At 70.5% G+C, this 21,101-nt stretch carries 16 protein-coding genes; 2 read left to right on the top strand and 14 right to left on the bottom strand.

Annotated features, from left to right (window positions below):
• Positions 1-99: 99 nt before the first annotated feature.
• Both OG611_RS29200 and OG611_RS29195 read right to left on the bottom strand, forming a co-directional pair.
• Positions 100-1,230 carry a serine hydrolase gene (locus OG611_RS29200; protein ID WP_266426890.1) on the bottom strand — a complete coding sequence of 377 codons (1,131 nt, stop codon included), beginning with the start codon at positions 1,228-1,230 and terminating at the stop codon, positions 100-102.
• A gap of 175 nt (positions 1,231-1,405) precedes the next feature.
• Positions 1,406-1,633, bottom strand: a complete 228-nt coding sequence (locus OG611_RS29195) for a hypothetical protein (RefSeq protein ID WP_266426887.1) — start codon at positions 1,631-1,633, stop codon at positions 1,406-1,408.
• Positions 1,634-1,893: 260 nt separating this feature from the next.
• Between OG611_RS29195 and OG611_RS29190 the strand changes: the two genes are divergently transcribed.
• Entirely contained in the window at positions 1,894-4,353 is a 2,460-nt protein-coding gene (locus OG611_RS29190) for a helix-turn-helix domain-containing protein (protein WP_266426884.1), read from the top strand.
• A 51-nt stretch (positions 4,354-4,404) separates the two neighbouring features.
• Here OG611_RS29190 and OG611_RS29185 read toward each other — a convergent pair whose 3' ends face one another.
• The 3 genes from OG611_RS29185 to OG611_RS29175 all read right to left on the bottom strand — a co-directional run bounded on the left by OG611_RS29185 (position 4,405) and on the right by OG611_RS29175 (position 9,548).
• A complete protein-coding gene (locus OG611_RS29185; RefSeq protein WP_266431291.1) occupies positions 4,405-4,959 on the bottom strand; it encodes a GNAT family N-acetyltransferase in 555 nt (184 codons plus the stop codon).
• The gene (locus OG611_RS29180) at positions 4,959-7,202 is read right to left on the bottom strand and encodes an MMPL family transporter (protein ID WP_266426881.1); all 2,244 of its coding nucleotides are present in this window, start codon (positions 7,200-7,202) and stop codon (positions 4,959-4,961) included. Before OG611_RS29180 ends, OG611_RS29185 begins: the two co-directional genes overlap by 1 nt.
• A gap of 225 nt (positions 7,203-7,427) precedes the next feature.
• Positions 7,428-9,548 carry a phosphocholine-specific phospholipase C gene (locus OG611_RS29175; protein ID WP_266426879.1) on the bottom strand — a complete coding sequence of 707 codons (2,121 nt, stop codon included), beginning with the start codon at positions 9,546-9,548 and terminating at the stop codon, positions 7,428-7,430.
• Positions 9,549-9,809: 261 nt separating this feature from the next.
• Here OG611_RS29175 and OG611_RS29170 point away from each other — a divergent pair, with 261 nt between their 5' ends.
• Positions 9,810-10,034: a hypothetical protein gene (locus OG611_RS29170; RefSeq protein WP_266426877.1), complete on the top strand. Its 225-nt coding sequence runs from the start codon at positions 9,810-9,812 to the stop codon at positions 10,032-10,034.
• Between the two features lie 145 nt (positions 10,035-10,179).
• Here the strand turns inward: OG611_RS29170 and gatB are convergent, their stop codons facing one another.
• From gatB to OG611_RS29125, 9 genes are all read right to left on the bottom strand, one after another.
• Entirely contained in the window at positions 10,180-11,688 is a 1,509-nt protein-coding gene (gene gatB, locus OG611_RS29165) for an Asp-tRNA(Asn)/Glu-tRNA(Gln) amidotransferase subunit GatB (RefSeq protein WP_266426874.1), read from the bottom strand.
• A 15-nt stretch (positions 11,689-11,703) separates the two neighbouring features.
• Positions 11,704-11,943: a hypothetical protein gene (locus OG611_RS29160; RefSeq protein ID WP_072486848.1), complete on the bottom strand. Its 240-nt coding sequence runs from the start codon at positions 11,941-11,943 to the stop codon at positions 11,704-11,706.
• Entirely contained in the window at positions 11,940-13,442 is a 1,503-nt protein-coding gene (gene gatA / locus OG611_RS29155) for an Asp-tRNA(Asn)/Glu-tRNA(Gln) amidotransferase subunit GatA (protein ID WP_266426870.1), read from the bottom strand. Before gatA ends, OG611_RS29160 begins: the two co-directional genes overlap by 4 nt.
• 5 nt (positions 13,443-13,447) lie before the next feature.
• Entirely contained in the window at positions 13,448-13,744 is a 297-nt protein-coding gene (gatC, locus tag OG611_RS29150; protein WP_015036350.1) for an Asp-tRNA(Asn)/Glu-tRNA(Gln) amidotransferase subunit GatC, read from the bottom strand.
• Between the two features lie 199 nt (positions 13,745-13,943).
• The gene (locus tag OG611_RS29145; protein WP_266426868.1) at positions 13,944-16,103 is read right to left on the bottom strand and encodes a bifunctional diguanylate cyclase/phosphodiesterase; all 2,160 of its coding nucleotides are present in this window, start codon (positions 16,101-16,103) and stop codon (positions 13,944-13,946) included.
• Positions 16,104-16,446: 343 nt separating this feature from the next.
• Positions 16,447-18,639: an NAD-dependent DNA ligase LigA gene (gene ligA / locus OG611_RS29140; RefSeq protein ID WP_266426865.1), complete on the bottom strand. Its 2,193-nt coding sequence runs from the start codon at positions 18,637-18,639 to the stop codon at positions 16,447-16,449.
• Positions 18,640-18,669: 30 nt separating this feature from the next.
• Positions 18,670-19,695, bottom strand: a complete 1,026-nt coding sequence (locus tag OG611_RS29135) for a methionine synthase (RefSeq protein ID WP_266426863.1) — start codon at positions 19,693-19,695, stop codon at positions 18,670-18,672.
• Positions 19,696-19,747: 52 nt separating this feature from the next.
• On the bottom strand, positions 19,748-20,437 hold the full coding sequence (locus OG611_RS29130) for an SDR family oxidoreductase (RefSeq protein ID WP_266426860.1): 690 nt from the start codon (positions 20,435-20,437) through the stop codon (positions 19,748-19,750).
• A 29-nt stretch (positions 20,438-20,466) separates the two neighbouring features.
• Positions 20,467-21,006 (bottom strand): TIGR00730 family Rossman fold protein, encoded by a 540-nt coding sequence (locus OG611_RS29125; RefSeq protein WP_266426858.1) that lies wholly within the window; start codon positions 21,004-21,006, stop codon positions 20,467-20,469.
• Positions 21,007-21,101: the final 95 nt, after the last annotated feature.

Here is a 21,101-nt window from a genome sequence, read left to right as displayed (position 1 = left end):
TCCGAGAGCGGGCGGCTCTCGCTGTGGGTGAAGGTCCCGGCCCGGCGGCCAGGCCATGTATCGGCCCGGCCGCCGGGAGAGCTCTTCCGGTCGCGGTCCTCAGAGCGCGCAGAACGCGTCCGTCAAGGCCTTGCCCGTGTGGGCCTGTCCCGGTGTTCCGGCGAGCAGATGGAACTCGTTGTTCGCGTGCAGCACCTGCTCGGTGCCGTCCTCGCTGGCCAGCCACTCGCTGAAGTAGCCGAGCACCGCGCCGTTGTGCCCCCAGGCCCACTTTCCGCAGGACAGTTTCATGTGCTCGATGCCCAGCCCGTAGCCGATGTCGGCGGTCACGGGGACGGTGGTCCTGAGCTCGGCCGACTGCGCGGGCTCAAGAAGCTTTCCGGTCAGCAGCGCCCGGGAGAACGCGCCCAGGTCGTCCATGGTCGACACCATGGCTCCGGCGCTCCCGCTGACCTGCACGTTGGAGACCGTGGCGTCGTCGATGAGGATCGCCCGGAGCACGTAGCCGTGGAGGTAGTTGCCGTAGAGCGCGGGGTCGGCGGTGGGGAAGCTGGTGTCGCGCAGACCGAGCGGCTCGATGATGCGCCGCTGGACCTCCGCGGCCGGTTCCGAGCCGGTGACGGCCTTGATCACCATGCCCGCGAGCACGTAGTTGGTGTTGGAGTAGCCGAACTTCTCCCCCGGTGCGGACGTCGGCGCGCGCAGGCCGAGGCCTACGTTGACCAGGGTCTGCGGCGGCAGGACCTCCCTCGGGTTGGTGTTGAGGAAGTACGGTCCGTTGATCTGCAGGGCGCTGAGGTAGTCGGGCAGGCCCGAGGTGTGGTTGAGCAGCTGACGGATCGTGATCTTGGAGCCGTCGTAGCCGTTGGCGGCGACCGCCCCCGGCAGCCACTTGGCGACGGTGTCGTCCAGCGAGAGCCGCTTCTCGCCCTCCAGTTGGAGCAGCACGGTGGAGATGAACGCCTTGGTGTTGCTGCCTATCCGGAACTTCGCCTTCGGGTCTGCGGGCACCTTGGTCGCACGGTCACCGACACCCGCGTGCACGTACTGGGTGGTGTCCCCCTTCCGCACCATGCCGATCACGCCCGGGTATCCGTCGGCGATCCCCTGCTGGGCGCCGGCCTGCAGGATGTCGGCCGGGGTCGAGGCGGCGGAGGTCGAGGAGCCGGTGGCCGGGGCGGCGGTCGCCGCCCCGGCACCGGTCATCAGCAGGCAGGCCGCGGTGGCCACCGGCAGCAGCCAGCGCCGGTGCCCGCTCGCCCGCGAGGAGCGCCGGCCCGCGCCACCGGCGCCCTAGTTCACCTTGCCGGCCTCGGCGCCTGCTCCGGAATCGTCGCGCTTGCTCATTTTCTCTCCTGTCCCTTCGGTCGGTCATTCCGGCTGTCTGGTGGGGTCCGGCCGCGCCTCAGCGTTGGCACGCGGCCGCGATGATCAGCAAAAGGACGAGAATTCCCGCCACTTGGAGGCAGCCGAGGCCGCCTTCCGGGTTTTTCCGGTTGGTCTCCACATGGCCACCGGCGGGAATTCCCGGGTGCTGCTTGGTGTAGTGCTCCAGTTGGCGTTGCGCGCCCTCGGACTCGGCGAGCCACGGCGTCTTGAATCCGCATTCGCCGCACCAGAATCGGTAGGCCATGTCAACTCCTCATGAGTCGTAGCAGGAGAAAGCCATGAGAGGCGATCAGGTCCGATGCAGGTGCCGGGTCCGGCCCCATGGACGCCATCTGCTCCCCGGGTGCCCGGCGGGGTGCGCCGCCCCGTGTCGGCGCACCGGCCGGGCACCACTGATCGTGCTGTTCGCGCCATTCCGCGAACAGGACAGCCGACCGGCCATATATGACCGGTCGTCACCGGTAGGGTCGTCGCGACCGCGCTCGGTGGTGGAGGGATGTCGAAGTGGCGGATCAGCTCGGCACCTTGTTGCGTCGGCTGCGTAATCGGGCGGGGCTGACTCAGGAGCAGCTGGAGGCACGGTCCGGGGTGAGCGTGCGTACGATCCGCAGACTGGAGAACGGCAGATCCAGCGATCACCGGCTGGGTACGGTGAACCTGCTGGCGGACGCGCTGGAGGCCGGGCCCGAGGACCGTCAGCGGCTCGCCGCCACGCTCACGAAGCCGAAGGCCGAACCGGCCGGCGAACCCGCGCCCGTACCCGAATCCGCGCCCGCCGCCGTGCCCACGCCCGTACCTGCACAGAATGCCGCACAGAATGCCACGCAGAATGCCACAAAGAATCCCGGGACAGATTCCCGTCCCACCCCCACCGCCTCACCCGTTCACGCCGAACTTGTCACCGCCGCCACCGAATTGGCCCGGGAAATCAGGCGCCGTTGGCAGCGCGAGGAGGAACACCGCCGGGTGCACGATCCCTTTCCGCTTCCGGTGCGCTGGCAGGGCGCCCCCGAATCGCTGACCGACCATTCGGAGAACATTCAGCGTCTGCCGCCGGGAGCGACGCCGGACCGAATGGACCTGAGCGGCGATCTGGGCAGCGTGGCCGAGGTCTACCGGCGGATCGGGTCCGGGCGGCTCGTGGTCCTCGGCCGGGCCGGATCCGGCAAGTCGATCCTGACGATCAGGTTCGTCCTGGACCAGCTGGAGGCCCGGGAGCCGCACGACCGGGTGCCGGTGATCTTCAGCATCGGCTCCTGGGATCCCACGGGCGTCGCGCTGCGGGACTGGCTGATCGACCGGCTGGTGCGCGACCACCCGCATCTCACCCGCAGGGCGCCCGACGGGTCGACGCTGGCGGCCAACCTGGTCGACACGGATCTCGTACTGCCGGTCCTGGACGGGTTCGACGAGATCGCGGAAGGTCTGCGGAGTACGGCCCTGGAGGTGCTCAACTCCACCTCGCTCCCGCTCGTCCTGACCAGCCGGCGCGGCGAGTTCGCCGAGGCCGTCCAGGAGGCCGGTGCCCCACTGGTCTGGGCCGCCGGTCTCGAACTGACCGATCTCACCCTCGACGACCTCGCCGCCTACCTGCCCCGGACGGCCCGGCCGGTCCCTCGCGGCGACGGCGGGAGCGCGGCCGTCTGGACCCCCGTACTGGACCGGCTGCGCGCCCGTGAGAGCGGGGCGGCCACCCCCCTGGCCAGGGTCCTGAACACACCGCTCATGATCGTCCTGGCGCGGACGATGTACAGCGAGGCATCCGACAGAAATCCGGCGGAGCTGCTGGACGCCGAGCGCTTCCCCGACGAGAACTCCCTCGAAGAACATCTGCTGGCGGGCTTCGTGCCGACGGTCTACCGGCGCCGCGTCGCCGAGCGGAGCGCCACCCGTCGCCGGGAGCGGCACCGCGATCCGGAGCACGCCGAGCGCTGGCTCGGCCATCTCGCCCACCATCTGGCCCGGCTCGACGGCGACCAGCAGGACCTGGCATGGTGGCGGATCGGTGATTCGCTGCGGCTGTCCACGCGGCTGCTCGCGGTGGTGGTGTCCTCGGCGCTCTGCGTCGCGCTCGCCGTGTGGTTCGTCAATCTGGTCAACCTGCCGTTCCCGGTCGGCGAGGCCCTCCTGTTGGGGGGTTCGATGGGGACGGTCGCCGGTCTCGCCTTCGGATGCGTCCACGCGATCCTGGTCCGGTTCGGCACCACGGCCTTCGAACCCGCCCATGTACGGCTGCGGCTGCCCGGCGCGGGCACCGGCGTCGGCCGCAGACCGGTGCGTACGTTCGCCGCCCGATTCGGCGCCGTTCTGCCGGGCGGATTCGTGATGGGCGTCGGATGTGCCTGTGCCCTCGCCCTCCAGCGCCGGCTGTACTACGGAATCCCGCTCGCGAACGAGCCGGTGATCAAGGGCACGCTCATCAACATGCTGGTCTTCGGCCTGATCTTCGGCGCGGGTGCCGGACTCGTCTTCGGGATCATGGCCGTGCTCGAAGCGCCGCTGGACGTCGCATCCGCGGCCACCCCGGCCGGCCTGCTGGCCTCGAACCGCGCGACGGTGGTCCGGCAGGTTCTCGTACTGGTACCGATGCTCACCCTGGTGATCGCGGTCGGCGGGCACCTGATCACCGACGTGCTCGACGGAATCCTCGGACCGCTGATCTGGAACGCGTCGGACGGGCTCGTCATCGGTGCCATCGGCGGGCTCGGCGGCACGTGCTCGTACGCGCTCTCGTTCACCGCCTGGGGACGCTGGCTGGTCCTGTCGCGGGTCTGGCTGCCCCTGACCGGCAAGCTGCCGTGGGACACGGTGGCCTTCCTGGACGACGCCTACCGCCGGGGCGTCCTGCGCCAGACCGGCGCGGTGTACCAGTTCCGCCACATCCGGCTCCAGCACCACCTCGCCCGCTCGTACCGCGAGCACCAGAGCAAGTACGCACCGGCCACCTTCGGCTCCGGCACATAGGGCCGGTCCGGCCATGATTTGCCGGACAGGCCCTGGCCGCGCCGTCCGGTCTCAGTCCTTCCGCGCCCGCCACTCCGGGGCCAGCACCGACCAGATCTCCGAGTCGTGCCGCTCACCGCGGTACAGGTAGTTCTCGCGCAGCACCCCGTCGCGCGTCATGCCGAGCCGCTCCGCCACGGCGATGCTGGCGGTGTTCGCGGCGGACGCGTCCCACTCCACGCGGTGCATGCCGCGCTCGTACACCGCCCAGTCGATCAGCTTCCGGGACGCCCGGGTGATCAGGCCGCGCCCCTCGCCCGCCGGCTCCAGCCAGCAGCCGATCTCGCAGTTGCCCGACTCCGCGTCGAAGATCCGGAACAGGACGCCGCCGACGAGCTTGCCCTCCAGCCAGATGCCGTAGATCCGCCCCTCGTCCGCCGCCTGCTTGTCCGCGTACCGCCGCAGCAGCGCACGCGCCGAGTCCAGGTCGGTGGCGAAGGAGGCGAAGGGGATCCACGGGTCGATGAGCTCCCGGGCGCGGTCCATGTGGTCCAGGAACTCCTGGGCCTGCCAGATCTCCAGCGGACGCAGTTCCGCTCCGTCGTCACCCAGGGATACCGCGAACATCATGCTCCTTCTCGAACCGATTCCACCGCTTGCGCGGTCTGCGCCACCTCCGCGGGTTGCGCTGCCTGCGGGATCTTCGCATGCGACAGGCCGGATCCGGATTCGGGAGGCTCGATGCTGATCCGCGGCAGCAGCCGGTCCAGCCGGCGCGGCAGCCACCAGTTCGCCCCGCCCAGCAGGTGCATCAGCGCGGGGACCAGCAGCGTACGGAGGACGAAGGCGTCCAGCATGACGGCCGCGGCGAGCGCGATGCCGAACATGGCGATGACCCGGTCCCCGCTGAGGACGAACGCGAGGAAGACCGAGATCATGATCACGGCCGCGGAGTTGATCACCCGGCCGGTCTCGGCGAGGCCCACCCGGACGGCCCGCCGGTTGTCCCCCGTCTCCAGCCACTCCTCGTACATCCGCCCCACCAGGAACACCTGGTAGTCCATGGACAGCCCGAAGAGCACGGACACCATGATCACCGGCAGGAACGGCTCGATGGGCCCCGAGCTGCCCAGCCCCAGCAGTTCGCTCCCCCACCCCCACTGGAAGATCGCGACGACGACCCCGAACGAGGAGGCGACGGCGGCCACATTCATCACCGCGGCCTTCAGCGGAATGCCGATCGACCGGAAGGCCAGCAGCAGAAGCAGACAGCCGAGCCCTATGACCACGCCGACGAAGAGCGGGAGCTTGCCGATGATGATCCGGGCGAAGTCGTCGTAGCTGGCGGTCACTCCCCCGACATGGGCCCGGAGCGAGGTGTTCTGCTCGGCCCGCGGCAGGACGTCCGTACGCAGCCGGTCGACGAGCGCGCTGGTCTCCTGGGACTGCGGCGACGACTTCGGTACGACGGTGACGAGGGCCGTACCGCCGTCGCTGTTGTACGTGACCGGGCCGACCGAGGCCACGCCCTCGGTGGACCGCAGAGTGGCGGGCAGACCGTCCATCGCAAGCCGGTCGTCCGCGCCGTCCAGCTGGGCGGCGATCGTCAGCGGCCCGTTGACGCCGGGGCCGAATCCGTCGGCCAGCAGGTCGTACGCCTGCCGGGTGGTCGACGAGGAGGGGTTGTTGCCCTGGTCGGAGGTGCCCAGATGCAGGGAGAAGGTGGGCAGCGCCAGTACCAGCATCACCACGGCGGCCAGCGCCCCGAGCAGCTTGGGGTGGCGTTCGACGAAGGCGGACCAGCGGGCGGCGAAGCCCGTGGGAGATTCGGGCCGCGGGCCGTGCTCGGCGAGCTGTCTGCGCTCGCGCCGGCTCAGCGCCCGCGTGCCGATGAAGGACAACAGGGCGGGGAGCAGGGTCACGGAGGCGGCCACGGTCAGGACGACGGTGAGCGAGGCGGCGATCGCCACACCGTTGAGGAAGCCGAGCCGCAGGATCAGCATGCCGAGCAGCGCGATGCAGACGGTGGCCCCGGCGAAGACGACGGCGCGGCCGGTCGTCGCGACGGCGTTCTGCGCGGCCTCGGTGACCGACAGGCCCTGGCGCAGCCCTCTGCGGTGTCGGGTGACGATGAACAGCGCGTAGTCGATGCCGACGCCGAGCCCGATCAGCATGCCCAGCATGGGCGCGAAGTCGGCGACGGTCATCACATGGCCGAGCAGCACGGTGCCCGCGTAGGCCGTGCCGACGGAGACGAGCGCGGTGGCGATGGGCAGCATGCTGGCGGCGAGCGAGCCGAAGGCGAGGAACAGGACGACCGCCGCGACGAGGACCCCGACGGCCTCGCTGAGGTGGACGGAGGGCGCTTCGGTGAGGGCGACGGCGGGGCCGCCCAGTTCCACCTGGAGATGGTCTCCGGCGGCCGCCTTGGCGGTGTCGACGACGGCCCTGGCCTGCTGCACCGGGATGTCATCGACCTGCTGGTCGAAGGTGATCGTGGCGTAGGCGGTGTGTCCGTCGCCGCTGATCTGTGCGGTGCCGGACGCCCCGTACGGTCCGGTGACCGCGCCGACCCCGGGCAGTTCCTCGACCGCGTGCAGGGTCCGGGTCATCGTCTGCCGGACGTCGGCGGCCCGCACGGTCGAGTCGGAGGTGTGCCAGACGATGGTGTCGGTGTCACCGCCGAGATCCGTGAAGCCGCTCCTGAGGAGCTCGGCGGCCCGGCCGGACTCCGTGCCGGGCACCTCGTAGTCGTTGGAGTAAGCGGAACCCGCGAAGCCCGCCGCGGTGGCCGCGCCGCCGAGGGCGAACAGCCAGACGAGGACGGCAATGAGTCGGTGCCTGATGCACCAGCGGGCAATGGCAACCAACGGACGTGCTCCCTGATGGTTCGTGGTCCTTTGCCGGTATAAAGCATGAATTACCCGCAAAGAACGCATGACCTGAGAACCGTCACTCTGGCAGCCGAACGTGATCCTTTGTCCCTTTCGTGGCCTTACTCACAGCGGCCTCCGGAGTGTGGCCTCCGGAATGCGGCTTGCGGCGGGGCGCCGCGCCGTACGACGGTCCACGGCGCCCCACCGCCCGGACCCGGGTCAGCCCGAGACGCTCGCCCGGCCGTTCTCGATGTGCCCCATCAGCCGGCGCCGGAAGGCGGCGTCCCCGTCGACGGTGACGTCCAGGTCGTACCAGCCGTGCGCGTCGGCCGCCGAGTGCACCACGGTGCGGCTGCGCCCCGGCTTGACCTTGACGGTCCTGGTCCAGTCCCGCAGGTCCGCCTCGTCGACATATCCCAGCGGCCGCACGGTGAAGGTGAGCGTCGTCCGCCCCGTGTTGCGCAGCGTGAGGTGGAGATCGCGCTCATGGGCGTCGACCCGCGACGCGACCTCGGCCGGGGCACCGTCCTTCGCGGACCCGGCGAACTCGCGGCGGAAGCCGTTCGGCCCCGTCACCGTGAACCGGTACGCCGCCCCGGTGACCGGCACCGTCCACTGCGCCGTGCCCTTCACGTCCCGGTGCTGCGGTGCGGGGAACTCGCCCGCGTACGGATACAGCGCGAAGTGCGCCGACGAGCGCCCGGTGTTGCTGAGGGCCACCCGCACCGCGCCGTCCACCAGCTTCGCCTGCGCGTCCGGCTGGTACGGCAGCGCGCGGGCCGGGCGCGCGCCCGGCTCCTGCACGGGCATGTGCTGGACGAGCGGCGGCTTCGGCGACCAGCGGCCGCTGAACGGCGGAATGGCGCCCGGCTGCTCCACCTCGGGCCGGCGACGCCCGCGCGAGAAGTCGAAGGCGGAGGTCAGGTCGCCGGTGACGGTGCGCCGCCAGTCGCCGATGTTCGGTTCCTTCACCCCGGTCCAGCGCTCCAGGAAGCGGATCACGGAGGTGTGGTCGAAGACCTCGGAGCAGACGTAGCCGCCGATGGTCCACGGCGACACGACGAGCATCGGCACCCGCATGCCGAGACCGGTGGGCTTGCCCTCCCACTGCTCCTCGGTCACCTCGGGCGGCGCGACCGGCGGCGGCACGTGGTCGAAGAAGCCGTCGTTCTCGTCGTAGTTGATGATGACGGCGGTGTGCCGCCACACGTCGGGGTGCTTGCCCAGCGCGTCCAGGACCTTGTAGACGATCGTCGCGCTGTGGATCGGCGAGGAGACGCTCGGGTGCTCCGAGTCGACGGCGGAGGGCACCAGGTAGGAGACCTCCGGCAGCGTGCCCGCCGCCACGTCCTTGGCGAACTCGTCGGCCAGCGTTCCGGTCTCCACCCGGCGCAACGCCCGCTCGAAGAGGCTGCGTTCGGCCTTGCTCAGAGTGGCGACGCCCTCCTCCAGCAGGCCGAACAGCCGCTCCCGCTCGGCTGCGTCCGCGTCCCGCACGGCGGAGTAGAACGACTCCATGTACGTGTGCCCGCCGGTCTTCGCCAGCGCCTTGCGGGCGACGGCCTTGAAGGTGGCGAAGAACTCGATCTGGTTGTCGGTGAAGTTCTCCCACTCGGTGTACGTGCGCCAGCTGCGTCCGGCCTTCTCCAGCCGCTCCGCGTAGGTGCCCCAGTCGTAGCCGGGGTGGGTGCCCTCGTCGTACGCGTCGTTGCCGACGGCCCGCTTGCCGTTCGGCTCGTTGCCCGTCTTCCCGCTCCACAGGTGGTTGCGGTTGGGGCTGGTCGAGGAGTGGATGGAGGAGTGGTAGGCGTCGCAGACCGTGAAGGTGTCGGCCAGTTCGTAGTGCAGCGGGATGTCGCGGCGGTCGTAGTACGCCATGGTGGCGGCCGTCTTCGCGGTCACCCAGCCGTTCATCCACCCGCCGGCCCACGCCTTGCCGCCGCCGCTCCAGGAGTGGTCGAGCGCACCGATGTACTGGAGGTCCTTCTTCTGCGTCTCGGCGGCGCCGCGCACCGGGAACGGCAGCACGGAGGTGCCCAAGGGTGCGGGCTGCTCGAAGACCGGCTTGCCCGAGGGCAGCTCGACGGCGTTGCGGTCACCGAAGCCGCGTACGCCCCGGAGCGTCCCGAAGTAGTGGTCGAAGGAACGGTTCTCCTGCATCAGGATCACCACGTGCTTGATGGCTCCGAGCCCGTCACGGCCTCCGGACCCCGCCGGGTGTGCCGGCTGCGCGGCTATCGCGGCCTGCAGCGAAGGCGGCAGCAGCGACCCCGCCGCCGCGGCGCCGAGCGCACCGCCGCCGAGCGCGAAGAGCCGTCGCCGTGAAATGTCCGTGGTCAAGTTGAGCCTCCCGAGTCCTGTCGTACAGCCGGGAAGCTAATGAAGCCGGGTGGCGCGGGGAAGGATTTCGTACGGCTTCGCGGTGAACGTCCAACAGGTCGTACGGGAAAGTCCAACCGTGTACCCGGCCCCGATTCCGGCAGCGGAATTCGGCAGCGGCGGCGAGGGGCGGGAGGGGGCCCGGCCGACATTGACCACGCAACCACCGGCGCGGCAATCTTAGGCACCGTCAATTACCTTTAATGGTGGAACAGTTGAACAGTGCGTCGCACCACGTCGGGCTCGGAGAGCAAGACGGCCAGGGTCGACATCGAGGTGGACGGCAAGTCGCTCTACAGCGGGCAGGTGCTGCTCGGAGAGCCGCGCACCCTGAACCTGGATGTCAAGAACGGTCTGCGACTGCGCATCTCCTACTCCGACACCGTCGAGGACGGCTGCGACATGGGCTACCTGGTCCTGGGGTCGCCCACGCTCAAGAAGTCGTAGGCGGTCGTCGCGGAGACGGTCCCGGCGGTGACCGTGTTCCGCGGACTCTCCGGATGACTGAAGGGGCGGTGCACCCACGATCGTGGGTGCACCGCCCCTTCAGGGACCTGCCTCGGCCGCCCGCGTACGGACGGGCCCTGCGGGATCAGCCCTCGACGCCGAGCTTCTCCAGGATCAGCTCACGCACCCGGGCGGCGTCCGCCTGGCCCCGGGTGGCCTTCATGACCGCGCCGACGAGCGCGCCCGCCGCCGCGACCTTGCCGCCACGGATCTTGTCCGCGATGGCCGCGTTGGCCGCGATGGCCTCGTCGACGGCCGTGGACAGCGCGCCCTCGTCGGAGACGACCTTCAGGCCGCGCTTCTCGACGACGGTGTCCGGGTCGCCCTCGCCCGCGAGGACGCCCTCGATGACCTGGCGGGCCAGCTTGTCGTTGAGGTCGCCCGAGGTGACGAGCTCGGCCACCCTGGCGACCTGCACCGGGGTGATCGGCAGCTCGTCGAGGCCGCGGCCGGTCTCGTTGGCGTTGCGGGCCAGCTCGCCCATCCACCACTTGCGGGCCTGGTCCGAAGGGGCCCCCGCGTCGGTCGTGGCGACGATCAGGTCGACCGCGCCGGCGTTGAGGATGGACTGCATGTCGTGCTCGGAGACACCCCACTCCTCCTTGAGCCGCGCCCGGCGCAGCCGCGGCAGCTCGGGGAGGCCCTTGCGCAGTTCCTCGACCCACTCGCGGGCCGGGGCGACCGGTACCAGGTCGGGCTCGGGGAAGTAGCGGTAGTCCTCGGCGTTGTCCTTGATGCGGCCGGCCGTGGTCGAGCCGTCCTCCTCGTGGAAGTGCCGGGTCTCCTGCACGATCGTGCCGCCGGAGGACAGCACGGCCGCGTGCCGCTGGATCTCGAAGCGGGCGGCACGCTCGACGGAACGCAGCGAGTTCACGTTCTTCGTCTCGGAGCGCGTACCGAACGTCTCGGTGCCGTTGGGGCGCAGCGACAGGTTGACGTCGCAGCGCATCTGGCCCATCTCCATGCGGGCCTCGGAGACGCCGAGCGCCTTGATGAGCTCGCGGAGCTCGGCGACGTACGCCTTGGCCACCTCGGGGGCGCGTGCGCCCGCGCCCTCGATCGGCTTGGTGACGATCTCGATGAGCGGGATGCCCGCGCGGTTGTAGTCGAGCAGGGAGTGGGACGCGCCGTGGATACGGCCGGTGGCGCCGCCGACGTGGGTCGACTTGCCGGTGTCCTCCTCCATGTGGGCACGCTCGATCTGCACCCGGAAGATCTCCCCGTCCTCCAGCTGGACGTCCAGATAGCCGTTGTAGGCGATCGGCTCGTCGTACTGGGAGGTCTGGAAGTTCTTCGGCATGTCCGGATAGAAGTAGTTCTTCCGGGCGAAGCGGCACCACTCGGCGATCTCGCAGTTCAGCGCGAGACCGATCTTGATGGCGGACTCGACGCCGATCTCGTTGACGACCGGCAGGGCGCCGGGCAGGCCGAGACAGACCGGGCAGGTCTGGGAGTTGGCGTCCTGCTTGAGCTCGGTGGAGCAGCCGCAGAACATCTTGGTCTTGGTGCCGAGCTCGACATGGACCTCCAGGCCCATGACGGGGTCGTAGGACGCGAGCGCGTCCTCGTACGACACCAGGTCGATGACAGTCACGGTGAAACTTCCCTCTCAGCCCAGCAGTACGTCGTCATCGCCGAGGCGCTTGAGCTCGCGCAGCAGCAGGGCGACACCGGTGGCGATGGCGGCGGCGGAGACAACGGCGTCGATCAGTCGGAGCGTGTCGTGCTCATGGCGTGCCTTCTTGGCCTGCTTGAGCACGCCGACCGCCCCGAAGGCGGTGGTGCCGATGGACAGGTACGTACCGGTCTTGGACTTCTTGAAGCCCTTGGCCTTGGTCAGTGCGCTCACAACGACGGAGCCTCCTCCAGCAGCGGGTGACCCCACTTTTCCACGAAGGCGGCCTCGACGGCGGCTCCGACCTTGTAGAGACGGTCGTCCTTCATGGCGGGGGCGATGATCTGCAGCCCGACCGGCAGGCCGTCCTCGGGTGCCAGGCCGCAGGGCAGCGACATGGCGGAGTTGCCCGCGAGGTTGGTCGGGATGGTGCACAGGTCCGCGAGGTACATCGCCATCGGGTCGTCGGCGCGCTCGCCGATCGGGAAGGCGGTGGTGGGCGTCGTCGGGGAGACGATGACGTCCACCTGCTCGAAGGCCTTCTCGAAGTCCTGCGTGATCAGGGTGCGGACCTTCTGCGCCGAGCCGTAGTACGCGTCGTAGTAGCCGGAGCTGAGTGCGTACGTACCGAGGATGACGCGGCGCTTGACCTCGTCGCCGAAGCCGGCCTCGCGGGTGAGCGCGGTGACGTCCTCGGCGGACCTCGTGCCGTCGTCGCCGACGCGCAGCCCGTAACGCATGGCGTCGAAGCGGGCCAGGTTGGAGGAGCACTCGGACGGCGCGATCAGGTAGTACGCCGACAGGGCCAGGTCGAAGGACGGGCAGTCCAGCTCGACGATCGTGGCGCCGAGCGACTTCAGCAGCTCGACCGACTCGTTGAAGCGCTGGACGACTCCGGCCTGGTAGCCCTCACCGGAGAACTGCTTGACGACACCGACGCGCATGCCCTCGACGCTGCCGTTGCGCGCGGCCTCGACGACCGGCGGGACCGGGGCGTCGATGGACGTCGAGTCCATCGGGTCGTGCCCGGCGATCGCCTCGTGCAGCAGGGCCGCGTCCAGGACGGTACGGGCGCAGGGCCCGCCCTGGTCCAGGGAGCTGGAGAAGGCCACCATGCCGTAGCGGGAGACGCCGCCGTAGGTGGGCTTGACGCCGACGGTGCCGGTGACGGCGGCGGGCTGGCGGATGGAGCCGCCGGTGTCCGTGCCGATGGCGAGCGGGGCCTCGTACGACGCGAGCGCGGCGGACGAGCCGCCGCCGGAGCCGCCCGGGATGCGGGTGAGGTCCCACGGGTTGCCGGTCGGGCCGTAGGCGCTGTTCTCGGTGGAGGACCCCATGGCGAACTCGTCCATGTTGGTCTTGCCGAGGATGACGACGTCGGCGGCCTTCAGCCGCTTGGTGAGGGTCGCGTCGTACGGCGGGATCCAGCCTTCGAGGATCTTGGAACCGACGGTGGTCGGCATGTCCTCGGTGGTGAAGATGTCCTTGAGTGCGAGCGGGACGCCGGCCAGCGGGCCGAGCTTCTCGCCGGCCGCCTTCTTGGCGTCGACGGCGCGGGCCTGCGCGAGCGCGCCCTCGCGGTCGACGTGCAGGAAGGCGTGGACCTTCTCGTCGACCGCGTCGATCCTGGCCAGGTGGGCCTCGGTGACCTGGACCGCCGTGAGTTCGCCGGAGGCGATCTTCGCGGCGATCTCGGCGGCGGTGAGCTTGATGATGGTGCTGTTGTCCGTCATGGCTGTTAGTCCTCCCCCAGGATCTGCGGCACCTTGAAACGCTGCTGCTCCTGGGCCGGGGCGCCGGAGAGCGCCTGCTCGGGGGTGAGCGACGGACGGACCTCGTCCGCGCGCATGACGTTGGTCAGCGGCAGCGGGTGGGAGGTCGGCGGTACGTCTTGGTCGGCGACCTCGGAGACGCGGGCGACCGCGCCGATGATGTCGTCGAGCTGACCGGCGAAGTGATCGAGCTCTTCGCCCTTCAGCTCCAGACGCGCCAGCCGGGCGAGGTGGGCGACCTCCTCGCGCGTGATGCCAGGCATGCAGCGATCCTCAGGGGTTGGTGTGTGGTTTTGGCCCAATCCTATGGTGTCGCCCGCCACCGCTCCCGCCACCCGGGCGAACGCCCTGGTCGGACGAGGATTTCCGGCTGCTCGGGCCGTTCCCGGCCCCGCCCCTGGGTCGTCCCTCGCGTCCGAGGACGGAGAGGCCACCGGGCGCGGGGCCGGTGGCCTCTTTGGCTCAAGTCGTCGCGGGCCGCGAATTGGCCGCCCGGCCGGGCGGCCGCTGCTCCAGCTCCGGTGACGTACGGGCCGCTGCCGCGGCGGCGGCTGCCGCGGCCGCCAGCTCGGCCGGCCGCCGCCAGCCGTGCTCGCCCCGCGCCCGGAGCCAGGCCGTGGTCTCCTGCGGCGGCATCGCGGCGGCGACCAGCCACCCCTGCACCGCGTCGCAGCGCAGATCCCGCAGCCGCTCCCAGGTCTCGTCGTCCTCGACCCCTTCCGCGACGACCAGCAGGCCGAGCGAGTGGGCCAGGTCGATCGTGCAGCGGACGATCTCCGCGTCCTCGTTGTCCACGGCCAGCCGGGCCACGAACGAGCGGTCGATCTTCAGCTCGCTGACCGGCAGCCGTCGCAGATGGACGAGCGAGGAGTACCCCGTACCGAAGTCGTCGAGGGACATCTTCACGCCGTGCCCGGTCAGTCCGGCGAGCGTGTCGGCGGCGCGCTGCGGGTCCTCCAGCAGCACGTGTTCCGTTATTTCCAGCTGCAGTGCCCCGGCCGGGACGCCGTGCCGGGCGAGGCGGGCCGCGACACCGCCCGCGAACCCGGGAGTGTGGACGTCGCGCGGGGAGACGTTGACCGCGACCGGGACGAACAGGCCCTGTGCCCGCCACCGGGCGACCTGGGCCAGCGCCGTCTCCAGGACGTACTCCGTGAGGTGCGGCATGAGGCCGGACGACTCGGCGATGGCGATGAACTCGTCCGGGGGGACCCTGCCGCGTTCCGGATGCACCCAGCGCACCAGGGCTTCGAGGCCGGCCACCTGGCCGTCGAAGCGGACCTTCGGCTGGTAGTGGAGCTCGACCTCGCCGGCGTCCAGCGCGCGGCGCAGATCGCCCAGGAGCCCGAGCCGGTCCGGAGTGTTGCTGTCCCGCTTCGACTCGTAGACCTCGACGCCCGTACGGTCGCGCTTGGCCTGGTACATCGCCACGTCCGCGCGCCTGAGCAGCCCTTCGGCGTCCAGCGCGTGGTCGGGGTAGACGGCGACTCCGGCGCTGGCCTCCAACACCAGGGTCAGACCGTCGAGGTCCAGCGGGGAGGACAGGTCGGCGACGAGGTGGCGGGCGACCCGCTGGGCGCTGGTGGTGGAGTCGGCGGTCGGCAGGAGCACCGCGAACTCGTCGCCGCCGAGCCGCGCGGCCTCCGCCCCGCGGGGCAGTGCGAGTCTGAGACGTTCCGCTATCTGCAACAGCAGCCGGTCCCCCGCCAGATGGCCGAGGGTGTCGTTGACCGCGCGGAACCGGTCGAGGTCGATCAGGACCAGAGCGGATCTCGCACCGACGGATTCGGCGTCCTCCAGAGCCGTCCAGGTGCGCTCCAGCAGCCACTGCCGGTTGGGCAGTCCGGTCAGCGGGTCGCGCAGCTGCTCCTCGGCCCGCGCCCGTGCGATCCAGAGGGCGGAGTCCAGGGCGATCAGCGGGACCGCGAAGAGCGGCAGGAGCAGGGGGGTGGCCATCGCGACGACGCAGATCAGCGGTGCGATGGCGAGCAGGGCGACCGCGACGAGGCCCTGGCGCAGCAGGGCGGTGCGGGCGATGGTCGGCAGCCCGCCGCCCTGGGGTGCCCGTGCGTACCACAGCAGGACCCGGGTGACCAGGAGGTAGGTGGAGGCGGCCAGGAGGACCTCCGGGACGGCGGCGATGCCCCAGTCGAGTGGCTGCCAGGGTGATTCGACGGTCTGCACCTCGCCGAACGCGGCGAGCACCAGGGCCGCCGCGCCTATCCCCAGGATGTCCACCGCGCCGTGCAGGAGCCCCTGCCACCAGCGGTGTCTGCGGGCGACGCCGACGAGGACCACGACGACCAGACTGACCAGTCCGGCGGGCACCCAGCCGTAGAGCATCAGCACGGCCAGGGTGAGGGAGGCCCCGGAACCGGTCCCTCCCCACCAGCGGTCGCGTCCGAGCGCGACGAGATGACCGACGATGATCCCGGTCAGGACGGCGAGGGACCAGCCGGCTCTGCCGTCGGGGAAGAGCGCGTGTCCTTCGCTCACGGTCCGGTAGAAACCGGTCGCGATCTGAACAACGGCGATCGCGATGAAAACGGCACCCACTTTTGGCGTGAGGCCGACGAAACCTTGCAGCCGCGACACCGGTGCGGCGCTCTCGGTCGGTTTCATTCCGTCCCTCTCACAGCCGGCGGTGCCGATGTCACCTGATGGTTCCGTTCCATGCCGCCACGACCCGGTTTCCCACCCCGCGGCCGGGCACGGCAGGTGCACGTCTCAACAGTAGGCCGCGGAAGGCTTCTACGGGCAGCGCTCTGACGCTCTTGCCCGAATGCGGACCGACCATCCGTCACCATCTGCTATGCGCCGATCGGGTGAACCGGCCGCAGGGCGAAAACCTTGCCCCCGTCTGTCCCCTTACGCCCTCTGTCCGCCTCCTTGTTCGCCGCTCGCCCACCGGCCTGTCCCGGTCGACGCCCCGCCCCGATCCATCGGTCCGTGACAGGGATCTGTCCTATTCCGTCGGTTCTTCGATCGGCACAGCCGCCTCACGCGCCACATCCGGACCCTGATCGAGCAGTACGGCGAAGCCGTCCTCGTCCAGCACCGGCACCTTCAGCTGCATGGCCTTTTCGTACTTCGAACCGGGGTTGTCACCGACGACCACGAAGGAGGTCTTCTTCGAAACGGAACCTGTCACCTTCGCTCCGCGGCTCTGGAGCGCCTCTTTCGCGCCATCCCTGGTGTGGCCGGCCAGCGTGCCGGTGACGACGACGGTCAGCCCTTCGAGCGGGCGCGGCCCCTCGTCCTCGCCCGTGCCCACGTCCTCCATCCGGACCCCGGCCTCGCGCCACTTGCGCAGGATCTCCCGGTGCCAGTCCTCGGCGAGCCACTGCTTCACCGACGCGGCGATGATCTCCCCGACCCCGTCGGCCTCGACCAGCTCCTGTTCGGTCGCCTCGTCGATCCGGTCCATGGAGCGGAACTGACGGGCCAGTTCGGCGGCGGCGACCGGGCCCACATGACGGATGGACAGCCCGGTGAGGATCCGGGCGAGCGGTGCCTCCTTGGCCGCGGCGATGGCGTCGAGCATCGCGAGGGCGTTCTTCTTCGGCTCGCCCTGCTGGTTGGCGAAGACCCAGGCGGTCTTCTCCTCGCCGGTCTTCGGATCGCGCTTGGGCAGCCCGCTGTCCTGGTCCCGGACATAGGCCCGGATCGGCAGCAGCTCCTCGACGGTCAGCCCGAACAGATCGCCCTCGTCGTGCAGCGGCGGCTCGGCGGGCTCCAGCGGCTCGGTCAGGGCCGCGGCCGCGACATAGCCGAAGTGGTCGATGTCCAGGCACTTGCGGCCCGCGAGATAGGCGATGCGCTCCCGCAACTGGCCGGTGCAGGACCGCGCGTTGGGGCAGCGGACATCGATGTCCGCCTCCTTCATGGGCTTCAGCTCCGTGCCGCACTCCGGGCAGTGCGTCGGCATCACGAACGCCCGCTCGGTGCCGTCGCGGAGGTCGACGACCGGGCCGAGGATCTCCGGGATCACGTCGCCCGCCTTGCGGAGCACCACCGTGTCCCCGATGAGGACGCCCTTCGCCTTCACCACGTTCTGGTTGTGCAGGGTGGCGAACTCCACCTCGGAGCCCGCCACTTTGACCGGCTCGACCTGGGCGTACGGCGTGACCCGGCCGGTCCGGCCGACACCGACCCGGATGTTGACCAGCTTGGTGTTGACCTCCTCCGGGGCGTACTTCCAGGCGATGGCCCAGCGCGGCGCGCGCGAGGTGGAGCCGAGCCGGCCCTGGAGCGGGATCTCGTCGAGCTTGACGACCACGCCGTCGATCTCGTGCTCCACGGAGTGCCGGTTCTCGCCGAAGTACCTGATGAACTCCCGTACCCCGTCGAGGGAATCCACCACCTTGTTGTACTTGGCGGTGGGCAGACCCCATTCGCGCAGCAGCTCGTAGGCGTGCGAGAGGCAGTCGATGTCGAAGCCCTCGCGGGCGCCGATGCCGTGCACCACCATGTGCAGCGGGCGGGTACGGGTGACCTTCGGGTCCTTCTGGCGCAGTGAACCCGCCGCCGCGTTGCGCGGATTGGCGAACGGCTTGTCGTCGGCCTCGACGAGCCGGGCGTTGAGCTCCTCGAAGGCCTCCATCGGGAAGAACACCTCGCCGCGGATCTCGACCAGCGCCGGGATCCGGTCGCCCTTCAGCCGGTGCGGGATCTCGGCGATCGTACGGACATTGGGGGTGATGTCCTCGCCGGTGCGGCCGTCGCCGCGGGTGGCGGCCCGGGTCAGCCGCCCGTGCTCATAGGTGAGGTTGACCGCCAGACCGTCGACCTTCGGCTCGCACAGGAAGTGGTAGTCGGTGGTGCCGACCTCCTTGGCGATCCGCTCGCCCCAGGCGGCCAGCTCCAGGTCGTCGAAGGCGTTGTCCAGCGAGAGCATCCGCTCGCGGTGCTCGACGGAGGTGAATTCCGTCCGGTACGGGCCCGCGACCTTCTGCGTCGGCGAATCCGGCGTACGCAGCTGCGGGTACGTCTCCTCCAGCGCCTCCAGCTCGCGCATCAGCCGGTCGAACTCGGCGTCGCTGACGACCGGCTGGTCGTTCACGTAGTACCGGAAGCGGTGCTCCTCGACCTGCTCGGCCAGGAGCGCGTGCTGCTCCTGGACCTGTGCGGGCACGCCCGTCTGCTGTTCGCCGGCCATCGTCTCGTCCTCCCGTTACCCGTTGCCCCGTTACTCAGGGTTGTCTGCGAGCGATCTCGCGGCCCGAGCGCAGTGGGCGAGCGCAGCGCGCGCGTACGCGGGCGAGGCACCCGCGAGCCCGCACGACGGGGTGATCACCACGGACTCCGTGAGAGTCCCCGGATTCAGCCCCAGCCTGCGCCACAGCGTCCTGACACCCATGACGCTACCGCCCGGGTCCGACAATCCGCCCGAGGCCGGGTCGGTGCCCGGCACCACCCCGAGGAAGAGCTGGGTGCCGCCCTCGACGGCCTCCCCGATCGCGTCCTCCTCACGCTCGGTGAGCAACGAGAAGTCGAAGGAGATACCGCCGGCCCCGGCCCGGCGCAGCAGCGCGAACGGCACTTCGGGCGCGCAGGTGTGCACGACGGTCGCCGCGTCCCCGCCCGCCGCCAGGACGTCGCGCAGGGTGCCCTCCACGACCTGGCGGTCCACGGCCCGGTAGGTGCGGTAGCCGCTGGCCGTCCTGATCCGCCCGCGCAGTACGCCGGTCAGCGACGGCTCGTCGAGCTGGAGGATCACGTCGGCGCCGGGCACCCTGCGGCGCACCTCCGCGAGGTGGGCGCGCAACCCCTCCGCCAGTGAGCCCGCCAGGTCACGGCAGGCCCCTGCGTCGCCGAGCGCGGCCTCGCCGCCCCGGCGTTCCAGCGCGGCGGCGAGCGTCCAGGGCCCGACGGCCTGGACCTTGAGCGGTCCCTCGTACCCCTGGGTGAACTCCTCCAGGGCGTCGAGGTCCTCGCCGAGCCAGGACCTGGCCCGGCGGGTGTCGCGTCCGGGCCGGTCGCTGATCCGCCAGCCGCTGGGCTCGACATGCCCGTACAGGTCGACGAGCAGCCCGATGGTCCGCCCGATCATGTCCGCACCGGGCCCGCGGGCGGGCAGTTCCGCCAGATACGGCAGGCCCTCGCCGCCCGCGAAGGAACCGGTGACGGTCTTCGCCGCCTCCCGTGCGTCTCCCCCGGGCATGGACCCGATTCCGGTGGCCGGACAACCGCTGAACTTGCTCTTCTCGCTCACACGGGAAGCCTAGGCCGTCGTTCCGGGAGCGGCGCCGCCCGGCCTGCGGGGGTCAGCGTCCGGGGCGCACCGTGAGGTCGTTGACCTCGGCGTCGCGCGGCAGGTCGATGGCCATCAGGATCGTGGTGGCCACCGACTCCGGGTCGATCCAGCGGGAGGGGTCGTACTCCTTGCCCTCCTGCTGGTGGACCTTGGCCTGCATGGGGCTGGCGGTGCGCCCCGGGTAGACGGAGGTGACCCGGACGCCGTTGGCGTGCTCCTCGTGACGCAGCGAGTCGGCGAGGGCCTTCAGGCCGTGCTTGCTCGCGGCGTACGCGCCCCACTCGGCGTGTGCCGCGAGGCCGGCGCCCGAGTTCACGAAGAGCACATGGCCCTGGGCGACGCGCAGCTGCGGCAGGAAGAGCCGGGTCAGCTCGGCGGGCGCGACCAGGTTGGCGTTGAGCTGGAAGTGCCAGGCCTTGGGCGTGAGGTCACCGACCTTGCCGAGCTCGACGACGCCCGCGATGTGCAGCAGCGAGTCGACCCGCTCCGGCACCGCCTGCTGGGCGAGCGCCCACGACAGCCGGTCCGGGTTGGAGAGATCGCCGACGAGCGTGCGCGCGCCCGGGTGGAGCTCGGCCAGCTCCTTGGCACGGCCCGCGTCGCGGGCGAACAGCACGGTCTCGTCACCGCGCTCCAGCAGACGGCGGGTGACAGCGGCTCCGATGCCGGAGCCGGCACCGGTGATGACATGAGTGGGCATGCGCCCCATGATCGCACCCCGCCGCCCCGTCACCGCAGGCCGGACCACTCCTCAAGGTAGGCCAGCGCGCCCACGCCGTCCTTGGCGAAGAACACCAGGTCGGCCAGCGGGACGGGCAGGAAGCCCTCGTCCTCCATGCGCTGGAACTGCTGGCGCAGCCCGTCGTAGAAGCCCGCCGTGTTGAGCAGGACCACCGGCTTGTCGTGCTTGCCGTGCTTCTTCAGCTCCAGGATCTCGGTCGCCTCGTCGAGCGTCCCGGTCCCGCCCACCATGATCACGACCGCGTCGGCCTTCTCCAGGAGCAGCGCCTTGCGCTCGGCGAGATCGCGCGCGATCACCATCTCGTCCGCGTGGGTACGCGCCTTCGCGGCCAGGAAGTCGACCGACACCCCCACCAGCCGCCCGCCCGACTCCTGGACCCCGTCGGCGACGACCTTCATCAGCCCGCTCTCCGAGCCTCCCCAGACCAGGGTGTGGCCGCCCTTGCCGAGCAGCTCGGCGAATTCGCGGGCGGGCCGGGTGTAGCGCTCGTCGAGGTCGGCGGCGGAGAGGAATACGCAGATCTTCATGCAGCAACCGTAAAGGCCGCCACCGACACACCCCGGCACCCGGCTACCAGGAAGGACCGGGACCGGGGAAGAAACCGGTCCGCGAAACGGCTGAC

This window comes from Streptomyces sp. NBC_01363, assembly GCF_026340595.1.
GTDB lineage: Bacteria > Actinomycetota > Actinomycetes > Streptomycetales > Streptomycetaceae > Streptomyces.
This window is presented reverse-complemented; position numbering and strand designations above follow the sequence as displayed.

Coding starts and splice junctions, on each gene's coding strand:
- OG611_RS29195 (WP_266426887.1), bottom strand. CDS start 1,633: ATGGCCTACCGATTCTGGTGCGGCGAATGCGGATTCAAGACGCCGTGG.
- OG611_RS29185 (WP_266431291.1), bottom strand. CDS start 4,959: ATGTTCGCGGTATCCCTGGGTGACGACGGAGCGGAACTGCGTCCGCTG.
- gatA (WP_266426870.1), bottom strand. CDS start 13,442: ATGACGGACAACAGCACCATCATCAAGCTCACCGCCGCCGAGATCGCC.
- gatC (WP_015036350.1), bottom strand. CDS start 13,744: ATGCCTGGCATCACGCGCGAGGAGGTCGCCCACCTCGCCCGGCTGGCG.
- OG611_RS29145 (WP_266426868.1), bottom strand. CDS start 16,103: ATGAAACCGACCGAGAGCGCCGCACCGGTGTCGCGGCTGCAAGGTTTC.
- ligA (WP_266426865.1), bottom strand. CDS start 18,639: ATGGCCGGCGAACAGCAGACGGGCGTGCCCGCACAGGTCCAGGAGCAG.
- OG611_RS29130 (WP_266426860.1), bottom strand. CDS start 20,437: ATGCCCACTCATGTCATCACCGGTGCCGGCTCCGGCATCGGAGCCGCT.
- OG611_RS29125 (WP_266426858.1), bottom strand. CDS start 21,006: ATGAAGATCTGCGTATTCCTCTCCGCCGCCGACCTCGACGAGCGCTAC.